This window comes from Klebsiella sp. Ech2A, assembly GCF_030078455.1.
Classification (GTDB): Bacteria; Pseudomonadota; Gammaproteobacteria; order Enterobacterales; family Enterobacteriaceae; genus Klebsiella; species Klebsiella terrigena.
The window spans coordinates 1-18,887 of sequence record NZ_JAQGFU010000089.1 but is presented as its reverse complement, the minus strand read 5'-3'; the positions used below and the strand labels follow the sequence as shown (position 1 = coordinate 18,887).

Below are 18,887 nucleotides of genomic sequence, written 5' to 3'. Positions count from 1 at the left end.
GGGTGGTGGCCCGTACCGGGTTGGGGGTGCCTTAAGGTTCCGCCGCCGCGCCCAGCGCCTGCTGGTTGCTGAAGGCGTGGCCGCTGCTATCAACCTGCAGCGTTTCCGCCGCTAAGGCGCGCAGCAGCGGCAGACGCTGGGCCTGCGGAGCGGCGGCCCACTGCTCGAGCAGTCGCGCCTGCTGGCTGCGATTTGCCGTCACGAAATCATCCGCGTCCGCCGCCTGCGCGCGCCACGGCAAAATCATCACCAGCAGCGCGAAGTAGTAACCCATGATGCGCAGCGCCTTCATGATTGCTCTCCTTGTCGCGTTCCGGGTCGCCCGTACGCTCGTTAATGCACGTTCCACCCGCCCGGGCCGTAACCCGGGAAGGTGTCGCTAAGTGACGTTTAGTTGCTGACGGTTTTTACCGGATGGTCGGGCTTCTTATCGTTACCGGCGATCCACGGGCTCCACGGCTGGGCGCGCACCGCGTCGTCGGTCTGCCAGACGACGTTGAACTGACCGTTGCCTTCGATTTCACCGATCATCACCGGCTTATGCAGATGATGGTTGGTGGCATCCATGGTCAGGGTAAAGCCGGACGGCGCTTTGAACGTTTGCCCGGCCATCGCCGCGCGAACCTTGTCCACATCGGTCGTGCCGGCCTTGGTCACCGCCTGAGCCCACATGTGCAGCCCAACCCAGGTGGCTTCCATCGGATCGTTGGTGACCACGGTATCGGCGTTCGGCAGCTTGTGGGCCCTGGCATAGGCGCGGTAGTCGGCCACGAACTGCTTGTTGGTCGGGTTGTCGACCGACTCAAAGTAGTTCCACGCCGCGAGGTTGCCGACCAGCGGTTTGGTATCGATGCCGCGCAGCTCCTCTTCCCCCACCGAGAAGGCAACCACCGGGACATCGGTAGCCTTCAGTCCCTGGTTCGCCAGCTCTTTATAGAACGGAACGTTGGAGTCACCGTTGATGGTCGAGACCACCGCGGTTTTTCCGCCGGCAGAGAATTTCTTAATATTGGCGACGATCGTCTGGTAATCGCTGTAGCCAAACGGGGTGTAGACCTCTTCGATATCCTTATCCTGAATCCCTTTGGCGTGCAGGAAGGCGCGCAGGATCTTGTTGGTGGTGCGCGGATAGACGTAGTCCGTCCCCAGCAGGAAGAAGCGTTTCGCCCCGCCGCCGTCCTCGCTCAGCAGGTACTCCACCGCCGGGATAGCCTGCTGGTTTGGCGCCGCGCCGGTATAGAAGACGTTCGGCGACATCTCTTCGCCTTCGTACTGTACCGGGTAGAACAGCAGCCCGTTGAGCTCCTCGAAGACCGGCAGAACCGATTTACGCGATACCGAGGTCCAGCAGCCGAAGACCGCCGCCACTTTGTCCTGAGTCAGCAGCTGGCGGGCTTTTTCCGCAAACAGCGGCCAGTTTGAGGCCGGGTCAACCACCACCGGCTCGAGCTTTTTGCCCAGCACGCCGCCTTTGGCGTTAATATCGTCGATCGCCATCAGCGCGACGTCTTTGAGCGGCGTTTCGGAGATGGCCATCGTCCCGGAGAGAGAATGCATAATGCCGACCTTAATGGTGTCGGCGGCAAAAGCCGGGAAGGTGTAGCCCATGCTGATGACAGAGGCGGAGAGTGCAAAAGCTTTTAATAGTGTTCGACGCTGCATGTTCACTCCTGAATATCGCAAAAACAAAAAATGAATTAACGACTGACCGGAAGTGATAAGGCAAAAACGATGCCAGGTTGCAAAACAACCTGAACGCGCGGCGCGCGGCGGGAGCGTATAAAGAGAGGCGCAGCGTTGCCTCAAAACGGTGCAACGCTGCGCTAAGAAGAGAGGTTACCAGACCTGGGCGGCGAGCCCGGTGACGAGGCGGACTTTATCCCACTGCTGGGACTCGGTCAGGGAATTCCCCTCTTCGGTAGAGGCGAAGCCACACTGCGGGCTGAGGCAAATTTGCTGCAGCGAAACGTACTGCGCCGCCTCCGCCAGCCGCGCCTTCACCCCTTCAGGATTTTCCAGCTCGCCGTTCTTGGTGGTAATCAGCCCCAGCACCACCTGCTGATGGCCCGGGCGGATAAAGCGCAGCGGCGCAAAGTCGCCGGAGCGGTCGTTATCGTACTCCAGGAAGAACGCATCGATATTGACGCTGCCGAACAGCACCTCCGCGACCGGCTCGTAGCCGCCCTCGGAGATCCAGGTGGAGCGGAAGTTGCCCCGGCAGACGTGCAGACCGACGGTTAAATCATCCGGCTTGCCTTCGAGGGCCTGGTTGAGCACCCGGGCATAGATCCGCGCCAGTTCGTCAGGGTCTTCCCCACGGTCGCGCACCTGCTGACGCTGTTCGTCGGAGCACAGGTAGGCCCAGACGGTATCGTCCAGCTGCAGATAGCGGCAGCCGGCGTCATAGAACGCGCGGATCGCGTCGCGCCAGGTGGTCGCCAGGTCGGCAAAATAGTCGGCAAGGTCCGGATAAACGGTGGCGTCAATGTCTTTGCGTCCGCCGCGGAAATGCAGCACGCTCGGGCTGGGAATGGTCATTTTTGGCTGCGCGTCGCCGCTGATGCTTTGCAGAAAGCGGAAGTCTTCCAGCATCGGATGTTCACCAAACGCCAGCTTGCCGGTCACCCGGATACCGTGCGCCCGGGTTTGCACGCCGTTGAACTGGATGCCGTGGTCCGAATCGTAGCGCTCGACGCCCTGCAGGCCGTCAAAGAAATCAAAGTGCCACCACGCGCGACGAAACTCCCCGTCGGTCACCACGTGCAGGCCGCAGTCGCACTGCTGCTGTACCAGCTGGCGAATCGCTTCATCCTCCACCCGGCGCAGCTGCACGCCATCGATAGCACCTTCGGTAAACTGCTGACGCGCCAGCTTAATGGCGTTTGGACGGAGGAAGCTGCCGACAATATCAGCGCGGAACGGGGCCTGTGAGCGTTGCATGGTGTCTCCTTAGCGGCAGGCCGGTTTAGTTGCCCACCGTGATAGTTCATTATTTGAATTTATAGACTTCTGGATGGCTATATGTCCAAATACTGGCACGCGGCATGCCGATCGGCAAACGAGAAAATTTCATGGCTGATGAAATATTTTCATCCAGCGGTCAGCCTACTCTCCAGAGGCTGACCGCCGCCCGGCTTAGTCGGCGAAAGGCAGCCCTTCATCCTGCCAGCCGGTCAGGCCGCCGATCATCATCTTCACCGGTCTACCCAGCAGCGCCAGCCGCAGCGCCGCGACGTCCGCGCCGTTGCAGTGCGGGCCGGCGCAGTAAACCACGAACAGCGTCTCCATCGGCCATTCGCTCATTCTGGCGGCATCAATCTGCCGGTGCGGAATATGTAGCGCTCCGGGAAGGTGGCGGCGAGCAAAAGCTTCCGCGCTGCCGACGACGTGCAGCAGGACAAAATCGGCCTCTCCTTCGCTCATCGCCCGGTGGACGTCAGCACAATCTGTTTCAAGACCCAGCTTTTTGCCGAACCAGGCGGCGGCTTCGGCGGGTGCGGCAGGGGTAAATTCGGTAACAACACTCATGGCGTATTCTCCTTGTCTGTGATACCACTTATTTAATGACACCTTCGCTCTCTAATCCGCTGGCAACCATGACAGAAAACGCTGAAATCATGCCAACCTCCACCGTGACGTTGTCACCGAACCGAGTGGTTGCGCTGGCCTACGACGGCCTCTGTACCTTTGAATTTGGCGTGGCGGTCGAGATCTTCGGCCTGCCGCGACCGGAAATGGGCGCCGGCTGGTATCAGTTTGCGGTAGCGGCCGTCGACAGCGGCGAGCTTCGCGCGACCGGCGGTATACGGCTGATGGCCGATGGCGGCATGGATCTGCTCAGCAGCGCGGAGACTATTGTGGTCCCCGGCTGGCGCGGAATTGATGCCCCGGTTCCCGCAGCGCTCTGCGCGGCGCTGGTTGCCGCTCGCGCCCGCGGCTGTCGCATCATCTCGATTTGCTCCGGCGTGTTCGTGCTTGCCGCCGCCGGCCTGCTCGACGGACGCCGGGCAACCACCCACTGGCGCTATACCGACCAGCTGCGCCAGCGCTATCCGCAGATAGAGGTCATCGACGACGTGCTGTACGTCGGCGACGAAAACGTCATGACATCGGCCGGCAGCGCCGCCGGGATTGATTTATGTCTGCATCTGGTGCGCGAAGACTACGGCATTGATGCGGCGAATATGGTTGCCCGCAGACTGGTTATCTCCCCGCACCGCGACGGCGCTCAGGCCCAGCAGGTTGTCCGCCCGGTGGCGAAGGCGCGGGAAAGCCAGCGTCTGGGGCTGCTGTTCGATTTTCTGCATCAGCAGCTGGCGGTCAGCCACAGCGTCGCCTCGCTGGCGCAGCGCGTCGGCATGAGCCCGCGGACCTTTTTACGCCGCTTTGAGGCGGCAACCGGCAAAACCCCGGCGCGCTGGCTGCTGGATGAGCGTTTGCTGCGCGCCACGCAGCACCTCAGCGACACCCGGCTTAGCGTGGAGAAGATCGCCGAGCTTTGCGGCTTTGCCAATGCCGGCGCCCTGCGCCATCATTTTCGCCAGCAGTTTGCCCTCAGCCCGTTACAGTATCGCAAGAAGTTTTCTGCCCCCGCGGTTGGAAAACCGTAGCGGCAGAGCACAATAGCTTTAATTTGTTTATCTAACGCAAGGAGCGGCTTCCAATGAAAAAAGAGTGTCGCGTGGTGCTTTATAAGGAAGGGATACTGGGAAGTATGTTTTTCGGCGAGGCTAAAGCCGACCCCGATAAGATGAGCCGCTTCCTGAATGAATACACCATGCAGGGCTGGGAAGTGAAAACGATGTCCGTGGAAAGGCGCCGCACCGGCTTTTTCTGGTCACGGGAAGCCTATCTTTTCGTACTTGAACGCGCCCTCTGATCCCCCTCTTCGCCCGCCCGCTTCCGCTGCGGGCGTCATTATTAAGATCTAAAATAATACCTTTTGTTAACATCCGGTTGAAGTTGCGCGGGCTACTATAGCTTCAACAACCGTACACCCTGTTCAATAAGGACAACCTTAGCGCAAATAAAAACTCGATGGAGGTTACTCATGCTGGGAAATATGCATGTATTTATGGCAGTTCTGGGAACAATTCTGTTCTTTGGTTTTCTTGCCGCGTACCTAAGCCACAAATGGGATGACTGATGAACGACGATAATCCCCACCCTTAAACGCCCCTTGCTGCTAATGCATCAAGGGGCGTTCTGCTTTATCACGCTGATTGTCTTAAAATGTCCCTGCCTGAAAATACGAACAATAAATAGATACGCAGGTATTACAGGGAAAGAGTGCCGGTATAACGAAGTCAACCCCGGACTTGTTACATCCGGGATTTATTCAATTACTGCTGGACGCCTTCTACGGAGATAATAAGCTCGACATCCTGTGAGGCCGGGCCCAGGTCGCTTTTAATATTGAAGTCTTTGAGGTGGATGCTGCCAGTGGCCTCAAATCCGGCACGCTTGCCGCCCCAAGGGTCATCGCCCTGACCAATAAGTTTCGCATCCAGAACAACGGGCCGGGTCACTCCATTGAGCGTCAAATCACCGGTAATCTCCAGCTTCTCACCGCTCTTTTTGACCGCCGTCGATACAAACGTCGCCTCAGGGAACTTGCCCGTATTGAGGAAATCGGCCCCTCTCAGATGTTTATCACGTTCAGCATGATTGGTATCCAGACTGCCGGTAGCAATTTTGACGTTAACCTTATCGGCCGATGGGTTACTTTCGTCATAGGTAAAGGTGCCATCAAAATCTTTAAATGTCCCATACAGCCAGCTATAGCCAAGATGTTTTATTTTGAAGTTTACAAATGCATGTTGGCCCTCTTTATCAATCTTATAATCCGCCGCTAAAGCTGAGCCTGAAACGAACAAAGCGGTAAACAGCGAAAGTCCAAGCAGGTGTTTTTTCATTTTTTGACTCCAGAGTGTATTGACGATTTACCCAGCATTCTGAGCAGCGTTGCGTCTTTATCAATAAAATGGTGCTTAATTGCCATCAGGCCATGAAGAATGGATACCACCACGACGCCCCATGCAACCCACAGGTGTATTACGCCCGCAGTATCAGCCTGTATCGCGGCGTCGGATATGAAGGCGGGTACAGAAAACCAGCCAAAGACAGTTATCGGTTTGCCATCGGCTGTGGATATGAGGTAGCCGCTAATAACAATCGTGAACAGTGCCAGATAAAGTAACGCGTGAACGAAACCGGCACCTATGCGAGTTATCTTTGAATAGCTTTTTAACGGCTGAGGTGCAGAGGATATAAACCGCCACAACACCCGGATGATTAGCCCCATCATCAAAAGGATACCGATCCCTTTATGGATATCCGGAGCTTTATGGTACCAGGTATCATAATATCCTAACGTCACCATCCACAGCCCGAGCGCGAACATCCCATACACCACCGCAGCCGTGAGCCAGTGCAGGGTTATGGATATAAAACCATAAGCTGATTGTGAGTTTATCAGACGCATTTACCCGGACTCTTTCATGTAACAAAAAACACAAAATGACTTCATTTAATTAATAAATCAATCATTAAGTTAACCTTAATGTGAATTTTTATTGGCATTCAAATTTATTGTTCAAACCTAAGTTTCTCCTACAAATATTCCGCATACACAATTAAAGGAGATGCTTCCTTTTTAATCTTTTATTTATTTACGTAAATTACGCTTACATAAATTCAAGAAAACATTCATTTCTTTGTTTAAGCCCGGAGAGCGTTTCACAGCCAGACTGCGGCGAGGACAGACATAAAAATTTGCGCCGTTCAAAGGAGGTCAGGCCGGAGAGTCCGTTTAGCCAGTTTCTTTTGCAGAATGATAACGATAATTGGCAACCCTGCTGAGGAAATTGCACCTATCACCAGCAGCTTGTTCATATTTTGTGGCGCCATGCCATGCTCAGGTAATAACAAAGCGGACAGGAAAAATGCGCCGGTTGTAATCAGATACATTATTGATGTCTGTAATGAAGAGAATCCAGCGCGCTGCCCGTCATCAGGAAACTGAATTGCCACCGCCGAAGATGAAACCAGGCGACTGTAGGATGCACCGAGAAATAACGTCATAAATAACGCCGCATGCTTATAGCCGAGAATGGGTATTAGCAAACTCAGTATAAAGACGATGGTTGACCCGCTAGCCAGCGTCAAAGCGGAAAAACGGGAAGTTAGCACGCCGGTAATTTTTGTAGCCAGATAGCCTGTCATACCCCCGACGAAGAACAGCCAGGGCAACAGGTCTTGCGAAGCGCCCAGCCGCTGGGTCATTAAGGGTACCAGAACCGGAATAACCAGCATGGGACTAAACTGTACAAGCGCATTACTGGAGGCAAACAGTAAAGTATCCGCATCGAGAGGCTGTGCGGGGAGCCTGTCGAAAGAGACGGGGTCCTGGGGTATGATGAATACAATCAGCGGCAATGCCAACAAACAAAGCGAACTTATTAACCACAAAGCGATATGCCAGCCATAATGCGCGCACAAAAATAATATCGTGGGCATGCCTACAATGCTTACCAGCGAAAATGACGCAATGACCGTCGCCAGCATCTTTCTGCGCAAATGCGTCGGGGCGTTGTTTATCAATATACTTATCCCCACGCCCATTGTCGTACCTCCCACTAATCCTGCGCAGAATCGTAGCGTCAGCAGAAGACTAAAACTGGCGGTGAAGGTAGTCAAAAATGTCAGCAGGCCTAACAGCGCCATATTGGCAATTAAAAAACGTTTTTTATTGAAACGACCAATCCGGTAAAAGGCGATAATTCCCGACAGGACGGCACCCGCGGTGTACATACCGGATACGTAGCCTGAGAAGGAGACGGGAACGGCGAAATCGGCTGCCATAAAAGCAAAAATAGGGTTGAAGATCATATATTCCAGCGCATTAGCGAACTGGATAAAAGCCATTACAGCGGCTATCCGCATGAGGGCCTTATGATTAAACGTCGGTGCGATCGGTGGCATAGCAAGCAACCTGTGGATGAAGGAGACCCGAGTTTAACCCCTATCAAAAATATTCATTAGATGGTAAAAGTGGCACTCATTATTATCATATATGGGATAGTTGATGCGTTCGGCTCTTGATTTTAATACCCTGAAAGTGTTCATTGCCGTGGTTGAAAGAGAAAGTTTTGTGGGGGCATCGAAGGCCCTTGAAATGCCGACCTCAAACGTGAGTCGTTGTATTTCTCAGTTAGAAGACAAACTGAATCTTCAGCTCATTGAGCGCAGCACCCGGCATATGAAACTCACCCAGGCGGGGCACCTACTCTATACCCGAGCGAAGCCATTACTGGAGGCGCTTGAGCAAACTGAGACAGAATTAACGATGCGACAAATGCAGCTCAAGGGCCCATTACGTATCTGCATTCCCAATGAAATAGGGCCTGCGCTGCTGGGTTCTGTTGTTGCCGATTTCGCCTGTCAGCACCCGGAGCTGGAGATCAGCTGCGTCACCAATTTGTCAGGCTTCGAATCCCTGCGCGAGGATCTGGATTTAGCGGTCATTGTCAGCCGCGGTCAGATGGATGACTGTGACTACATCGCCCGTCATCTGCTGACGATCCCCTGCACCATCGTTGCAGCCCCCAGCCTCATTCAGCGGTATGGCATCCCTTCTCGTATACAGCAATTTGAAGAATTGCCCTGTATTACAACGGTAAGTGCGCTGAAAGGCGCGCCCTGGCAGTTCGTCAATAAAAAGGGGGGATTCGAAACCATTAAGGTCAGAGGTCATTATCGGGTAAACAGCGGAGAGATGGCAGGACGTGCCGCGGTCTCAGGTGTCGGTTTTGCCATTCTCTCTAAACAAGCCTGCCAGCCCTATATTAGCGATGGTCGGCTAATCGAGATTAAGTTTGAACAATCGGTAGCTCCGCTGCAGCTGTTCGCCATTTATTCAGACAGGCGCTATCTGCCCGCTAAAACAAGAGCGCTAATTGATTTTATGCATCAGCAGTTGAGCAATATATCCGTCGCAACACAGGGCAGCGTGGAGTAGCCGCAGAGAGTCCGGCCGGCATAATAAAACTCGCCTCAACGCACAACCTCCGCTCCTCGCTCAAAGCCGTCCCAGGTCGTCGCGTGTGGCTGCCTGATGCCAGAAGCATATATTGTTCGTATAATAGCGTTTTAATCAGGCTCTATTCACCGCGATCCGCGCCGCGCGCCCCTGCAGCCATGCGCTACCTGGCAGCGTCGACGTCGAATGGCTGCGGCTATGAGGAATTTCGCCATGACCCCCTTTTATCAACTGACTGCCACCAGCCTGCGCGGCCAGCGCATCTCTATGGCCGACTATGCTGGCAAGCTGATTCTGGTGGTGAATACCGCCAGCCATTGCGGCTTTACGCCACAATACGCTGGCCTTGAAGCGCTCTACAGGAAGTACGCCGCCCGGGGTCTGGTGGTGCTTGGTTTCCCCTGCAACCAATTCGGTAAGCAGGAACCCGGCGGCGCTGACGAAATAGCGCAGACATGTCACATCAACTACGGCGTGAGCTTCCCAATGTTTGAGAAAGTGGAGGTCAACGGCGCCGCATCGCATCCGGTGTTTCGTTACCTGAAAGACCAATTGCCGGGCGTGCTGGGGAAGCGGATCAAGTGGAACTTCACTAAGTTCCTGATTGGACGCGACGGTAAACCGCTCAGGCGTTTTGCTCCGTTCACCACCCCAGAGAAAATGGAAGCCGCAATCCTTGCTGCACTTGAAATTTCAATGGATTCCAGCTCAGGGCATGAATGAAAGGCAGGCGGTTCTTTCCTTCGATCGATAATGCCTGCTCCTGGCTCAACGCTGCCCGTCATGCCAGCCTGAGAAATTGGCTTAACGATACGCACAGAGCGGTTGTAAACGGGATTACTTCATCCAGTTTTCGGCGAGGCAATCGACAAAGCGGCGTATTCCTGAAGAGAGGTGGCGTCTGGCGGCCCATAAGTGCACAAAAGTGCCCTGCCTGACGTACGAACCCGGTAAAACTTCTCTCAAATCCCCCTTCTCCAGCGCGTCGCGAACGACAAAATCAGGTACGTAACTTATGCCCATTCCCGCCGTGCTTGTGCCGATAACGGCTTCAATATTGATAGAGGCTAATGTACTATCGGGCGGTATCAGCTCAATATGTTCTGTTGACTTATTCTGTAAAAGGATTACTTTTCAGGACATGAAGAAGATACTCATTATTGTCCCCGATGGCGGCATGCTGTTTGAATCCGCCGGTATTGCCGACATTCTGATGCAGGCCAACCGCCTGCATCCGCAAGGCGCTACGGACGCCTGTTACCAGGTTCAGCTGGCGACAACCCAACCACATCAGGTTATCCATGGTCAGTCGGGTTTAAATCTACTGGCGGATCATCGCCTGCATGAGATAGACCCTCGCGAGCCTCTCGATACCATCATTATCACCGGCAGGGGTCAAAACCCGCAGGAAGGAATTGCGGTGGTCGACTGGCTGCGCCTTGCCGCACCTCATGCTCGCCGCATTGCCTCCATTTGCGGCGGGGCGATGCTGCTGGCGCAAAGCGGGCTGCTGGACGGCAGACGAGCCACCACTCACTGGAAGCTACTGGAAACCCTGCAGGCAGAATTCCCTCGGGTGCACGTCGAAGGCGGTCCGCTGTACGTTCAGGACGAACACATCTGGACATCAGGCGGGGTCAGTTCCGGCTTTGACCTTACCCTGGCGCTGGTTGAGGAGGACTACGGCTTCAGCCTCGCCCGCGACATCGCCCAGGACTTCGTCATGTACCTGCGACGTCCCGGAGGCCAGCTGCAGTTTAGCCGCTACAACCTTCAGCAGACCAGCACCCTGGGCCCGGTTAACAATCTGCTGGCCTGGCTTCTCGAGAACCTCACCGCCGACCTCAGCGTGGAAAAGCTGGCGGCAAGAGTCGCCATGAGCCCGCGTAACTTCACCCGCGTGTTTACCCGGGAAACCGGCGCATCGCCGGCGCGCTACGTCGCCGAGGCCCGCCTGGCCGCTGCCCGGCAGCGTCTGGAGCAGACCAACGAGACGCTGGATCGTATCGCCGAACAATGCGGATTTGGCAGCAGCATTAACCTGCGACGGCTATTTGAAAAACAGCTTCACCTGACGCCGGGTGAATATCGCCAGCGCTTTCACTGCCGTAAAATGGCGTAAAGTGATCCTTTTTTGTCATTTACGCCAATCGGTGACCGGCCTACATTACCTTCAGAGACAACAGATAAGGAGTTGATCATGGTAAAGGTCGGTATTAACGGTTTTGGCCGTATTGGACGCAACGTACTGCGTGCCGCGCTGGGTAATCCGGATATTCAGATTGTGGCAATCAACGATCTGACAGACAGTAAAACGCTGGCGCATCTGCTGAAATACGACTCGCTGCTCGGCAAGCTCGACGCCGAGGTCACCGCCGGCGAGGGGCAGCTGGTGGTTGACGGTAAACCCATCACCGTGTTCAGCGAACGCGACCCGGCCAATATCCCGTGGCGTCAGAGCGAGGTTGATATCGTCATTGAAGCCACCGGCTTCTTCACCGATCGCGACAAGGCGGCGGTGCATATCCATAGCGGCGGCGCAAAGCGGGTGATTATCTCCGCCCCCGGTAAAAACGATGATTTAACCATCGTGATGGGCGTTAACGACGGCCTCTACTCCCCGGATAAGCACTACGTGGTCAGCAACGGCAGCTGCACCACCAACGGTCTGGCGCCTGCTGCGCAGGTTCTGCACCAGCATTTCGGTATCAAGCATGGCCTGATGAATACCACCCACGCCTACACCAACAGCCAGGCGCTGCACGATCAGCCGGAAAAAGACCTTCGCGGTGCCCGCGCCGCGGCACTGTCGATTGTGCCTTACTCCAGCGGTGCCGCGAAGGCGCTTGGCAAAGTCATTCCCGAGCTGGATGGCCGCTTAACCGGCTACTCGCTGCGCGTACCGGTGCCGGTGGTCTCCATTGTCGACCTGACCGTAACGCTTGAGCGGGACGTAACGGCAGAAGAGGTCAATAATGCGTTTCGTGAAGCCGCCGCGGCGGGACCGCTGAAAGGGATCCTCGGCTACAGCGATGAACCCCTCGTCTCAAGCGACTACCAGGGTGATCCGCGTTCTTCCATTATCGACGGTCTGTCAACGCTGGTGATTGGCGGCAATATGGTCAAAATTCTGGCGTGGTACGACAATGAATGGGGATTCTCTAATCGCCTCGTCGACCTGGCGCTGCTGATGGCAAGGCGTGAACGCTAACCCCCTGCTCTCCCACTTCCTCTAAAATCCACGCCTGGCGTGGATTTTTTATCTCTGTCGCGAGCGAGTAGCCGCATGGCGATTCACAACCCGCCATAACGATTAACTGTCTTTCTTTAACGCGGACGCGGCTTTCCCTTCAGCGAATATACTTTCCAGCCCCTGGCGGTAAGTTGTTATGCGAAAGTCCGGGAAATGCATCTTAAATTTTGAAGAGTCAAAAAGATTATCCGCCTCATAGCGCGGCAGGAGTTCCCGCAGTTCACGTGGCCCTTTAGAAAACATCCCCGCTATGTATAAGGCGAATTTTCCGAGAACTGACCATGACGGTTCTTTTCCAAAGACACTGCACGCCAGAGAAACAAACTGCGCATAGGTGAGTCGTTCTTCACAACAGGGCAGATGCCATGTCTGACCGTAGGCATCTGGCGTGTTACCCAGCAGCGCTAAGGCCCGACTGGCATCGGGGGTCCAGATGAGCGTGCGTAATGTGTCATCACGCAATGGGACGAGTGGTTTTTTCCCAGCTTTAAGTCTGTCTAAAACCAGGGCATTGGTAAAACTCTGGGTTTTCCCGGGCCCATAAAATTCAGGGGCGCGGCCAATGAGTACGGGGATATCACCCCGCTGCATCTCCTCCAGCACCATGTTCACCATCATAGCCCGGACACGCCCTTTTCGCCCCAATGGCTGGAACGGCGAGTCTTCCGTCTGCAGCCTGCTGTCCTGAGGGTACATATAGGTATTGTCAAAATAGACAAAATGAGCCCCTGCCTGCCGGGCAGCATTCAGCGCATTCTGCAGCATTACCGGAAACTGCTGCTCCCAGAGAGAGGAATCCGGCGGCAAGCCTGCCGCGAAATACACAATCCGGCTTCCTTTTACCGCTTCCAGCGTCTGACTGTCGTCAAGTAAATCAGCTGACATAAGGGTATCACCGTGAGTGACCTTATGCGGATTGCGGCTAACAAGCCTCAGTTCAGCGTTGAAGGAATGCGTTAACTCGCGGGCCAGTTCCCGGGCAATCTGTCCGCTTGCTCCCAGAATCGTTTGCATTTCATTTCCTCTTCTACAGTTTTGGACGGATGTCCCGGGATTGACTTTTTTTGAAGTATAAGTTTAAAGTTAACTTTAATGTCAAGAGACTCTCCGGAGATGAAATGAAGATAGGCGATCTGGCAAAAACGACGGGGCTTACGCCTTCCCGCATCCGCTATTACGAGGCGGAAGGCCTGATCGGCGCCCCTCCCCGCCAGAATAATGGTTATCGCCATTATCCGCCTGAGACCGCACTGATACTCATGCTCATTGACCGGGCACAGAAATTTGGCTTCACGCTTGAGCAAATTCGACAGGTATTACCTCAGGGAAAAGGAACCTGGAACCATGAAGGATTAGTGGCTTCTCTTGAATCAAAGGTTGATGAGATCCGACTTCTGCAGCAGCAGCTCAGGGATAATCAGGCCATGATACTGAGTTTAATCACCGGCATCGAAAACAGGCCAGAGGGTATTTCGTGCCAGGAAAATATGCTGCGGGTTATGGGGCTAATGCAGGTCGATGCACCGGTCCTTCATTCCATTAAGTAATCTGACAGACGCTGCGCCTGGCCGGGTTCTGGGCGAAGAGTTCATTAACCAGGCCTGATTTTTACGACCTGTTTTCACCTACAAAATGAAATAAAAAAACGAGTTAGCAGGAACACTGAAATAACAAGGATGCTTTATGCAAGAAAAAAATACAGCTGTAAAAACACCAAAAGAGCCCAGGTTTGGCCCGATCCTGCTTGTTATAATGTTATCGGTTTGCTACATATTAATAACAAGAATAGATCTAATGTATACGTATTTTACTATATACGCGTCACTGGATGATGACTCTCAGGTAAGGGGATACTTCATAATTTCTTTTGTTGCTCTTCTTATCCTCTCTGTTTTATGTCTTTTTTTCCTTTATGCTTTCTTTAAAAGAAAAATAATAACTAAAAAACTCCTCCTTTACATTTACTCCATTTATATATTAATTTCTGCCGCAAGCTATCTGTATGGCATTTACGTGGTAGATATTGGAGTCGATATCATCGCCGCTGGATATATTGACAACCTATTGATTGATATGATTATTTTCATCTCGTTTATCTTGTACGCTTACTTATCAGAAAGAGCAAAAGCGATTTTCACAAACTAACATCAATGATAGCCAGGACATTCAGATGAAGATTTACTGGACAAAAAAAAGCATCCCGGAGCTAGCGGAACTTCCGCGAAATTTGAGAAGGAAAAATTTTAAAGATGCATACAGCGCCATATCTACCCACAGCGAATATTGGGTCGGAGCTGGCATAGCATTTCTTTATATTGTGTTTTTCTTTAGGGCTTATGATTATTTTCTGCCGGGGACAAACTCATTTCCGAGAGATATAGTAAGAACGGTCGTTGTTGTCTATCCCGCCATGCTTATCTGGTTCCAGTTCACTGTTTATGGTATGAGGAAACATTATCGCCACATACTGGAAAGAGAAAAACACGGAAAAGAGGAAACAGACGTAGAAAAACTGATTCGTGAAGCCGACGCCAGAGAATATAAGCAATGGATGCCTTGTCGTCGCCTGGCCCTTATCATAATAATTACAGCTGGACTGTTACTTTTCATTGAGCTAGCCAGAACGACATATTGAAAATAATTTACAGGAAAAGGGAAAGTTGCGACTTTCCCTTTCAGCTCAACTAATTAATTTAATCAGCAGCTATCAATATGTTGGCGAATTTGATAGATAAAAAATCCTGCTCCCCGCTAATCCCCACGTGGCAATGTCAGTAGAAGGCGTCGGTTGCGCCATACGCGCTGGCGTGCTTCATGACGCAAGCGTTGAGGGCCAGACCGGACATCAGCCAGCACTTCAGAACGTTCATGGCGCCATTTTTAACCAACGACGAACTGAAATTCGTCGTGCCAGAATGGTCCAGACCCCGGTTGAGATGAATATCATCTACCCACCTCACAAACATCAGACGACCAGGTTAAGAGCATTTATCGCATGGGCTTTGGCTAATTCGTCTACCACACGGGAAGAAAAAAAGGGCGATGGCCCATTTTTTTGCAAATTTTTCGTCTGTCACAATCTTCTGCTGCTCTGATGATGGTTGATGGTGTGCAATATATTTCACCATCTGCAAATACCTTGTAAATATCATCATCTAATTTTTTGTATGGTAAATATCAAAAGTGCTTATAAAAATAATTGCAGTCACAAAAGTTAATTAAAACTGAAATTTAAATGAAACATACCACCCGTAAATTTCGGGCTTCCTTGGTTAACTAAAAAAAGAAACGTCATGTTTAATAAACTTATATTACCTGTTATGGCAGGCGCAGGATTCATTTTAACATCACACTCCACGCTTGCCCTGGAGTTAAACTACGAACATAAATATGAGGATATTTCCAAAGAGCACACGGACGAACTTGAAATATCTCATGATTTCGAATCAGGTATCGGGATTGGTACCAAGCTTAAATTCCACCCTGTTGAGGAGGCTAACGGCGATGCGGGTAACTTCTTCGACAAAAGAAAGCTTAGCGAAAAAGAATTAAAAATTAACTATAGTCAGGACATTACCGATCGGTTCAGTATTGAACCTGGCATGTCTTTCACCATTAAAGACGATGAGGAAAAATACAAACCGTCGATTAAATTTAAGTATCGCCTGTTTGATAAAACAAAGCTGTCTCTTCGCTACCGTAAAGAAATAAGCGTTCGGGATGAGAAACCAACCAAGCGCGTTGACCGTATTGAAGGCAAAATATCGCAAAAAATTGGCAAATTCGATCTCGGCTATACGCTCACCTGGTATCATGGCAATGAGAATTTATATAATAAAAAACGCTATAATACCGAGCATGAAGTGGAGGTTGGCTATCAGCTTACCAAACATTTCTCACCCTATATTGGGGTAAAAAACGAGGCTGTATCGAAAAGCTCGTCCGAACGGCAGACAGAATATATCGTCGGCATGAACTACAAATTTTAATCATCACCAGGAGCCAAAATGGAAAAGTTACTGACCTTGAATCTGCTGCTGGCGAGCATAACTCTCAGCCTAATTCCCGCCTCCTACGCCGCATCAACGGATAGCGCTCGCTACACGCTGGAAAAGGTGGTGATGCTTAGCCGACACGGCGTTCGCCCGCAAACGGATACCGCCAGCCAGGAGGAAGCCACCGGGAAAAAATGGCCTGAATGGAACGTACCGGACGGTTTTTTAACCGGCCATGGCTATGCGGGAATGTTGACGCAGGGCGCTTATCAGCTGGCTGAATGGCAATCTCGCGGCCTGCCGGTCGGCGCCGGCTCGGCCTGCCCGAAATCGGGAAAAGTATGGCTCTGGGCGGCACCGGATCAGCGAACTAAAGCGACCGGAGCAGCGCTGCTTGACGGGATGTTCCCCGGCTGCGGAATGGTCGCTCACGTCTCGGCGAATAAGTTCGATCCATTATTTGATACCATTGAAATGGGTATAGCCAAACCGAATGAACAGCTCGTCTATCAGCAGGTAAGAGAAAGAACCGGTTCTTCGCAACAGGCGCAAAAAACGCACGCAAAAGCGGTGGCGGATTTACGCCGCGCGGTATGCGCTGAAGACGGTAAAAGCTGCGAATTTTTGGATAAAGAGTGGGTCGTTAAAATAAATGACAAAGGTAAAGCGAAATTAAGCGGCCCGGTATCAAAAGGCTCTTCGATTGGCGAAACTATTCGTCTGCAATATAGCGAAAACCTGCCACTATCTCAGGTAGCATTCGGGCATGCGAAAAATGCGCAAGAGGTGAGTAATTTAATGGCCCTGCATGCGGAAAAATACAATCTGGTCAGCAACACCCCGGAATATGCCAGCCACGGTGGCTCGCTGTTAATGCGCCAGCTAATTGGAGCCTTGTCTGATAATAAAGAAGGTTCAAAAAGTACCGAACTGAAAAGCCCGCTGGTTATTTTGGTCGGCCATGACAGCAATATTTCACAAATTCAAACCATGCTCGGATTTAACTGGCAGCTATCGGTTTACCCTCGCAATGATATTCCACCGGGAGGCAGTCTGATTATGGCACGTTACCTTGATAAACAGACCGGTGAAAAAATGGTTCACCTTACCTTTAGCGCCAGAACATTAGATCAGTGGCGTCAACTTTCGCCATTGAACGCGCAGAATCCGCTGCCGACAGCCGAATTTAAATCGCCCGAATGTCATGAAAGCGCTATTGGTGAGCTGTGCCCGCTGAATAAATTCATCCAGCTGGCAGAGAAAAACCTGGTCGATGACGGCAAGGATTTAGCCGTATTCCAGTAACGCGCAATTCACCTGAAAAATGCATTCTCCCGCCTCCTGACGACAGCCGTAAATTCCGCGGATAGCACGGGAAAATGTCTGAAGCACTCAATCCCCCCGTCACGTTCGGGGGGATAAAATAAACGCGAAAATATTTGCACATAGGTGCAAGAAATTCGCAAAACTGTAACATTTCGCCGATATATTCCACTCTGTCTTTCACTGCAAGGGATAACCCCGTGGCTTACCAACCCGAAGCTCGCCGCCATACCGCATGGCCTCAACTCCGCCACAAACTGTCGGTCGTCAGCCAGGAGCCCGCCAATCTGCTGGCCGTACTGCTGCTGGTTTTGTTCAGTTGGATAATCCTGGCGCCCGTTGTTTCCGTGCTGCTAAACGCGGTCCTGGTGCAAAGCGGCGATGAGGGCCGTACCGGGACAGCGGAAGGCGCGCTGACCTCCTGGTATCTGCTGCGCACTCTGACTTCACGCATGTCCGACCTGCTGCTCTGGACGCCGCTGCTCAACACTCTGACCATCGCCCTGACTACCGTGACCGGCGCGCTGGCCATCGGCATCGCTCTGGCGTGGCTCATCAATCGTACCGATATCGCCGGCAGAAAAGGGTTCTCAACCCTGCTGATCGTGCCGTTTATGCTACCCTCCTGGACCTTCGCGCTGGCGTGGAGCACCATCTTCAAAAACCACGCCATCGGAGGGCAGCCGGGATGGCTGGAGGCGATGGGCGTGCAGACCCCGGACTGGATGGCCTATGGCTACTTCCCGATCGTCGTCATTATGATCCTCCATTACACGCCGCTGGTTATTCTGATCGTCGGCAACGCCCTGAAACGCATGGATAGCCAGATGGAAGAGTGTGCCCAGGTACTTGGCGCTTCACGTAACGTTATCGCCTTTAAAATTATTATCCCTCTGGTTCGTCCGGCGCTGCTCTCCGCCGCCCTGCTGATTTTCGCCGACTGCATCGGCGAGTTCGCCCTGCCCTATATTCTCGGCCTGCCGGTGCATTTCGATACGCTGTCCACAGGATTGTACCGGGCGATTGGCACCCGGCAGTCGGGCGTGGCAGCGGTGATCGCCACGGTGATTATGCTGATGGGGATGCTGACCCTGATGCTGGATATGAAAATGCTGCGCGAGGCCCGTCGTTTCGTTACGGTGGGCGGCAAGGGCACCATGGAGCGCCGCCGCAGCCTGGGACACTGGCGCATCGCCGCTGCCGGGCTGCCGCTGCTGTTCGTCCTGCTGGGCGTGGCGATTCCGCTTCTGACCCTGTTCCTGTCAACGATAATGAC

Annotated in this window: 20 protein-coding genes and 2 pseudogenes; 13 read left to right on the top strand and 9 right to left on the bottom strand. The window is 52.9% G+C overall.

All coding sequences use genetic code 11. From position 1 onward, the window contains the following. Window positions 1–34 precede the first annotated feature (34 nt). From PFH44_RS16250 to PFH44_RS16235, 4 genes and pseudogenes are all read right to left on the bottom strand, one after another. Window positions 35–292, bottom strand: a pseudogene (locus tag PFH44_RS16250) (urea ABC transporter permease subunit UrtB); the annotation flags it as partial. A gap of 98 nt (window positions 293–390) precedes the next feature. Continuing rightward, the gene (gene urtA, locus PFH44_RS16245; protein ID WP_045858254.1) at window positions 391–1,662 is read right to left on the bottom strand and encodes an urea ABC transporter substrate-binding protein; all 1,272 of its coding nucleotides are present in this window, start codon (window positions 1,660–1,662) and stop codon (window positions 391–393) included. A gap of 174 nt (window positions 1,663–1,836) precedes the next feature. After that, entirely contained in the window at window positions 1,837–2,940 is a 1,104-nt protein-coding gene (locus tag PFH44_RS16240; protein ID WP_283825533.1) for a cobalamin-independent methionine synthase II family protein, read from the bottom strand. A 195-nt stretch (window positions 2,941–3,135) separates the two neighbouring features. Beyond that, the gene (locus tag PFH44_RS16235; protein ID WP_283825532.1) at window positions 3,136–3,528 is read right to left on the bottom strand and encodes a rhodanese-like domain-containing protein; all 393 of its coding nucleotides are present in this window, start codon (window positions 3,526–3,528) and stop codon (window positions 3,136–3,138) included. A gap of 68 nt (window positions 3,529–3,596) precedes the next feature. Here PFH44_RS16235 and ftrA point away from each other — a divergent pair, with 68 nt between their 5' ends. The 3 genes from ftrA to mgtS all read left to right on the top strand — a co-directional run bounded on the left by ftrA (window position 3,597) and on the right by mgtS (window position 5,146). Beyond that, window positions 3,597–4,610 carry a transcriptional regulator FtrA gene (gene ftrA / locus PFH44_RS16230; protein WP_283825531.1) on the top strand — a complete coding sequence of 338 codons (1,014 nt, stop codon included), beginning with the start codon at window positions 3,597–3,599 and terminating at the stop codon, window positions 4,608–4,610. Window positions 4,611–4,663: 53 nt separating this feature from the next. Then, on the top strand, window positions 4,664–4,879 hold the full coding sequence (locus PFH44_RS16225) for a DUF4177 domain-containing protein (RefSeq protein WP_283825530.1): 216 nt from the start codon (window positions 4,664–4,666) through the stop codon (window positions 4,877–4,879). Window positions 4,880–5,050: 171 nt separating this feature from the next. Beyond that, a complete protein-coding gene (mgtS, locus tag PFH44_RS16220; protein ID WP_004102377.1) occupies window positions 5,051–5,146 on the top strand; it encodes a protein MgtS in 96 nt (31 codons plus the stop codon). 196 nt (window positions 5,147–5,342) lie between these two features. On the opposite strand, the gene PFH44_RS16215 is transcribed toward mgtS, so the two are convergent. The 3 genes from PFH44_RS16215 to PFH44_RS16205 form a co-directional block, all read right to left on the bottom strand. Continuing rightward, a complete protein-coding gene (locus PFH44_RS16215; RefSeq protein WP_041145653.1) occupies window positions 5,343–5,915 on the bottom strand; it encodes a YceI family protein in 573 nt (190 codons plus the stop codon). Next, complete coding sequence (locus PFH44_RS16210; protein WP_045858263.1) at window positions 5,912–6,484, bottom strand: cytochrome b; 573 nt, start codon at window positions 6,482–6,484, stop codon at window positions 5,912–5,914. Before PFH44_RS16210 ends, PFH44_RS16215 begins: the two co-directional genes overlap by 4 nt. Before the next feature lie 299 nt (window positions 6,485–6,783). Further along, window positions 6,784–7,983, bottom strand: a complete 1,200-nt coding sequence (locus tag PFH44_RS16205) for an MFS transporter (RefSeq protein WP_283825529.1) — start codon at window positions 7,981–7,983, stop codon at window positions 6,784–6,786. Window positions 7,984–8,086: 103 nt separating this feature from the next. On the opposite strand from PFH44_RS16205, the gene PFH44_RS16200 reads away from it, so the two are divergent. Together PFH44_RS16200 and PFH44_RS16195 are read left to right on the top strand one after the other, a co-directional pair. Next, entirely contained in the window at window positions 8,087–9,019 is a 933-nt protein-coding gene (locus PFH44_RS16200) for a LysR family transcriptional regulator (protein ID WP_283825528.1), read from the top strand. Window positions 9,020–9,253: 234 nt separating this feature from the next. After that, window positions 9,254–9,763 carry a glutathione peroxidase gene (locus tag PFH44_RS16195; protein ID WP_283825527.1) on the top strand — a complete coding sequence of 170 codons (510 nt, stop codon included), beginning with the start codon at window positions 9,254–9,256 and terminating at the stop codon, window positions 9,761–9,763. Window positions 9,764–9,877: 114 nt separating this feature from the next. Here the strand turns inward: PFH44_RS16195 and PFH44_RS16190 are convergent. Beyond that, window positions 9,878–10,123, bottom strand: a pseudogene (locus tag PFH44_RS16190) (LysR substrate-binding domain-containing protein); the annotation flags it as partial. A gap of 58 nt (window positions 10,124–10,181) precedes the next feature. Here PFH44_RS16190 and PFH44_RS16185 point away from each other — a divergent pair. Together PFH44_RS16185 and gap are read left to right on the top strand one after the other, a co-directional pair. Further along, window positions 10,182–11,162, top strand: coding sequence for a GlxA family transcriptional regulator (locus tag PFH44_RS16185; protein ID WP_283825526.1), 981 nt, complete (start codon window positions 10,182–10,184; stop codon window positions 11,160–11,162). Between the two features lie 78 nt (window positions 11,163–11,240). Further along, complete coding sequence (gap, locus tag PFH44_RS16180) at window positions 11,241–12,251, top strand: type I glyceraldehyde-3-phosphate dehydrogenase (RefSeq protein ID WP_283825525.1); 1,011 nt, start codon at window positions 11,241–11,243, stop codon at window positions 12,249–12,251. A gap of 102 nt (window positions 12,252–12,353) precedes the next feature. Here gap and PFH44_RS16175 read toward each other — a convergent pair whose 3' ends face one another. Then, window positions 12,354–13,307 carry an NAD-dependent epimerase/dehydratase family protein gene (locus PFH44_RS16175; RefSeq protein ID WP_283825524.1) on the bottom strand — a complete coding sequence of 318 codons (954 nt, stop codon included), beginning with the start codon at window positions 13,305–13,307 and terminating at the stop codon, window positions 12,354–12,356. 104 nt (window positions 13,308–13,411) lie between these two features. On the opposite strand from PFH44_RS16175, the gene PFH44_RS16170 reads away from it, so the two are divergent. The 6 genes from PFH44_RS16170 to PFH44_RS16145 form a co-directional block, all read left to right on the top strand. Next, window positions 13,412–13,840, top strand: coding sequence for a MerR family transcriptional regulator (locus tag PFH44_RS16170; protein ID WP_045858272.1), 429 nt, complete (start codon window positions 13,412–13,414; stop codon window positions 13,838–13,840). Between the two features lie 136 nt (window positions 13,841–13,976). Further along, a complete protein-coding gene (locus tag PFH44_RS16165) occupies window positions 13,977–14,438 on the top strand; it encodes a DUF2569 family protein (protein WP_283825523.1) in 462 nt (153 codons plus the stop codon). Window positions 14,439–14,463: 25 nt separating this feature from the next. Next, window positions 14,464–14,928, top strand: coding sequence for a hypothetical protein (locus PFH44_RS16160; RefSeq protein ID WP_283825522.1), 465 nt, complete (start codon window positions 14,464–14,466; stop codon window positions 14,926–14,928). 658 nt (window positions 14,929–15,586) lie between these two features. Continuing rightward, the gene (locus PFH44_RS16155; protein ID WP_283825521.1) at window positions 15,587–16,282 is read left to right on the top strand and encodes an oligogalacturonate-specific porin KdgM family protein; all 696 of its coding nucleotides are present in this window, start codon (window positions 15,587–15,589) and stop codon (window positions 16,280–16,282) included. Between the two features lie 18 nt (window positions 16,283–16,300). Continuing rightward, a complete protein-coding gene (locus tag PFH44_RS16150; protein WP_283825520.1) occupies window positions 16,301–17,593 on the top strand; it encodes a histidine-type phosphatase in 1,293 nt (430 codons plus the stop codon). Between the two features lie 218 nt (window positions 17,594–17,811). Beyond that, window positions 17,812–18,887, top strand: a 1,076-nt coding sequence (locus PFH44_RS16145) for an ABC transporter permease (RefSeq protein WP_283825519.1), incomplete at its 3' end; no start/stop codon positions are given.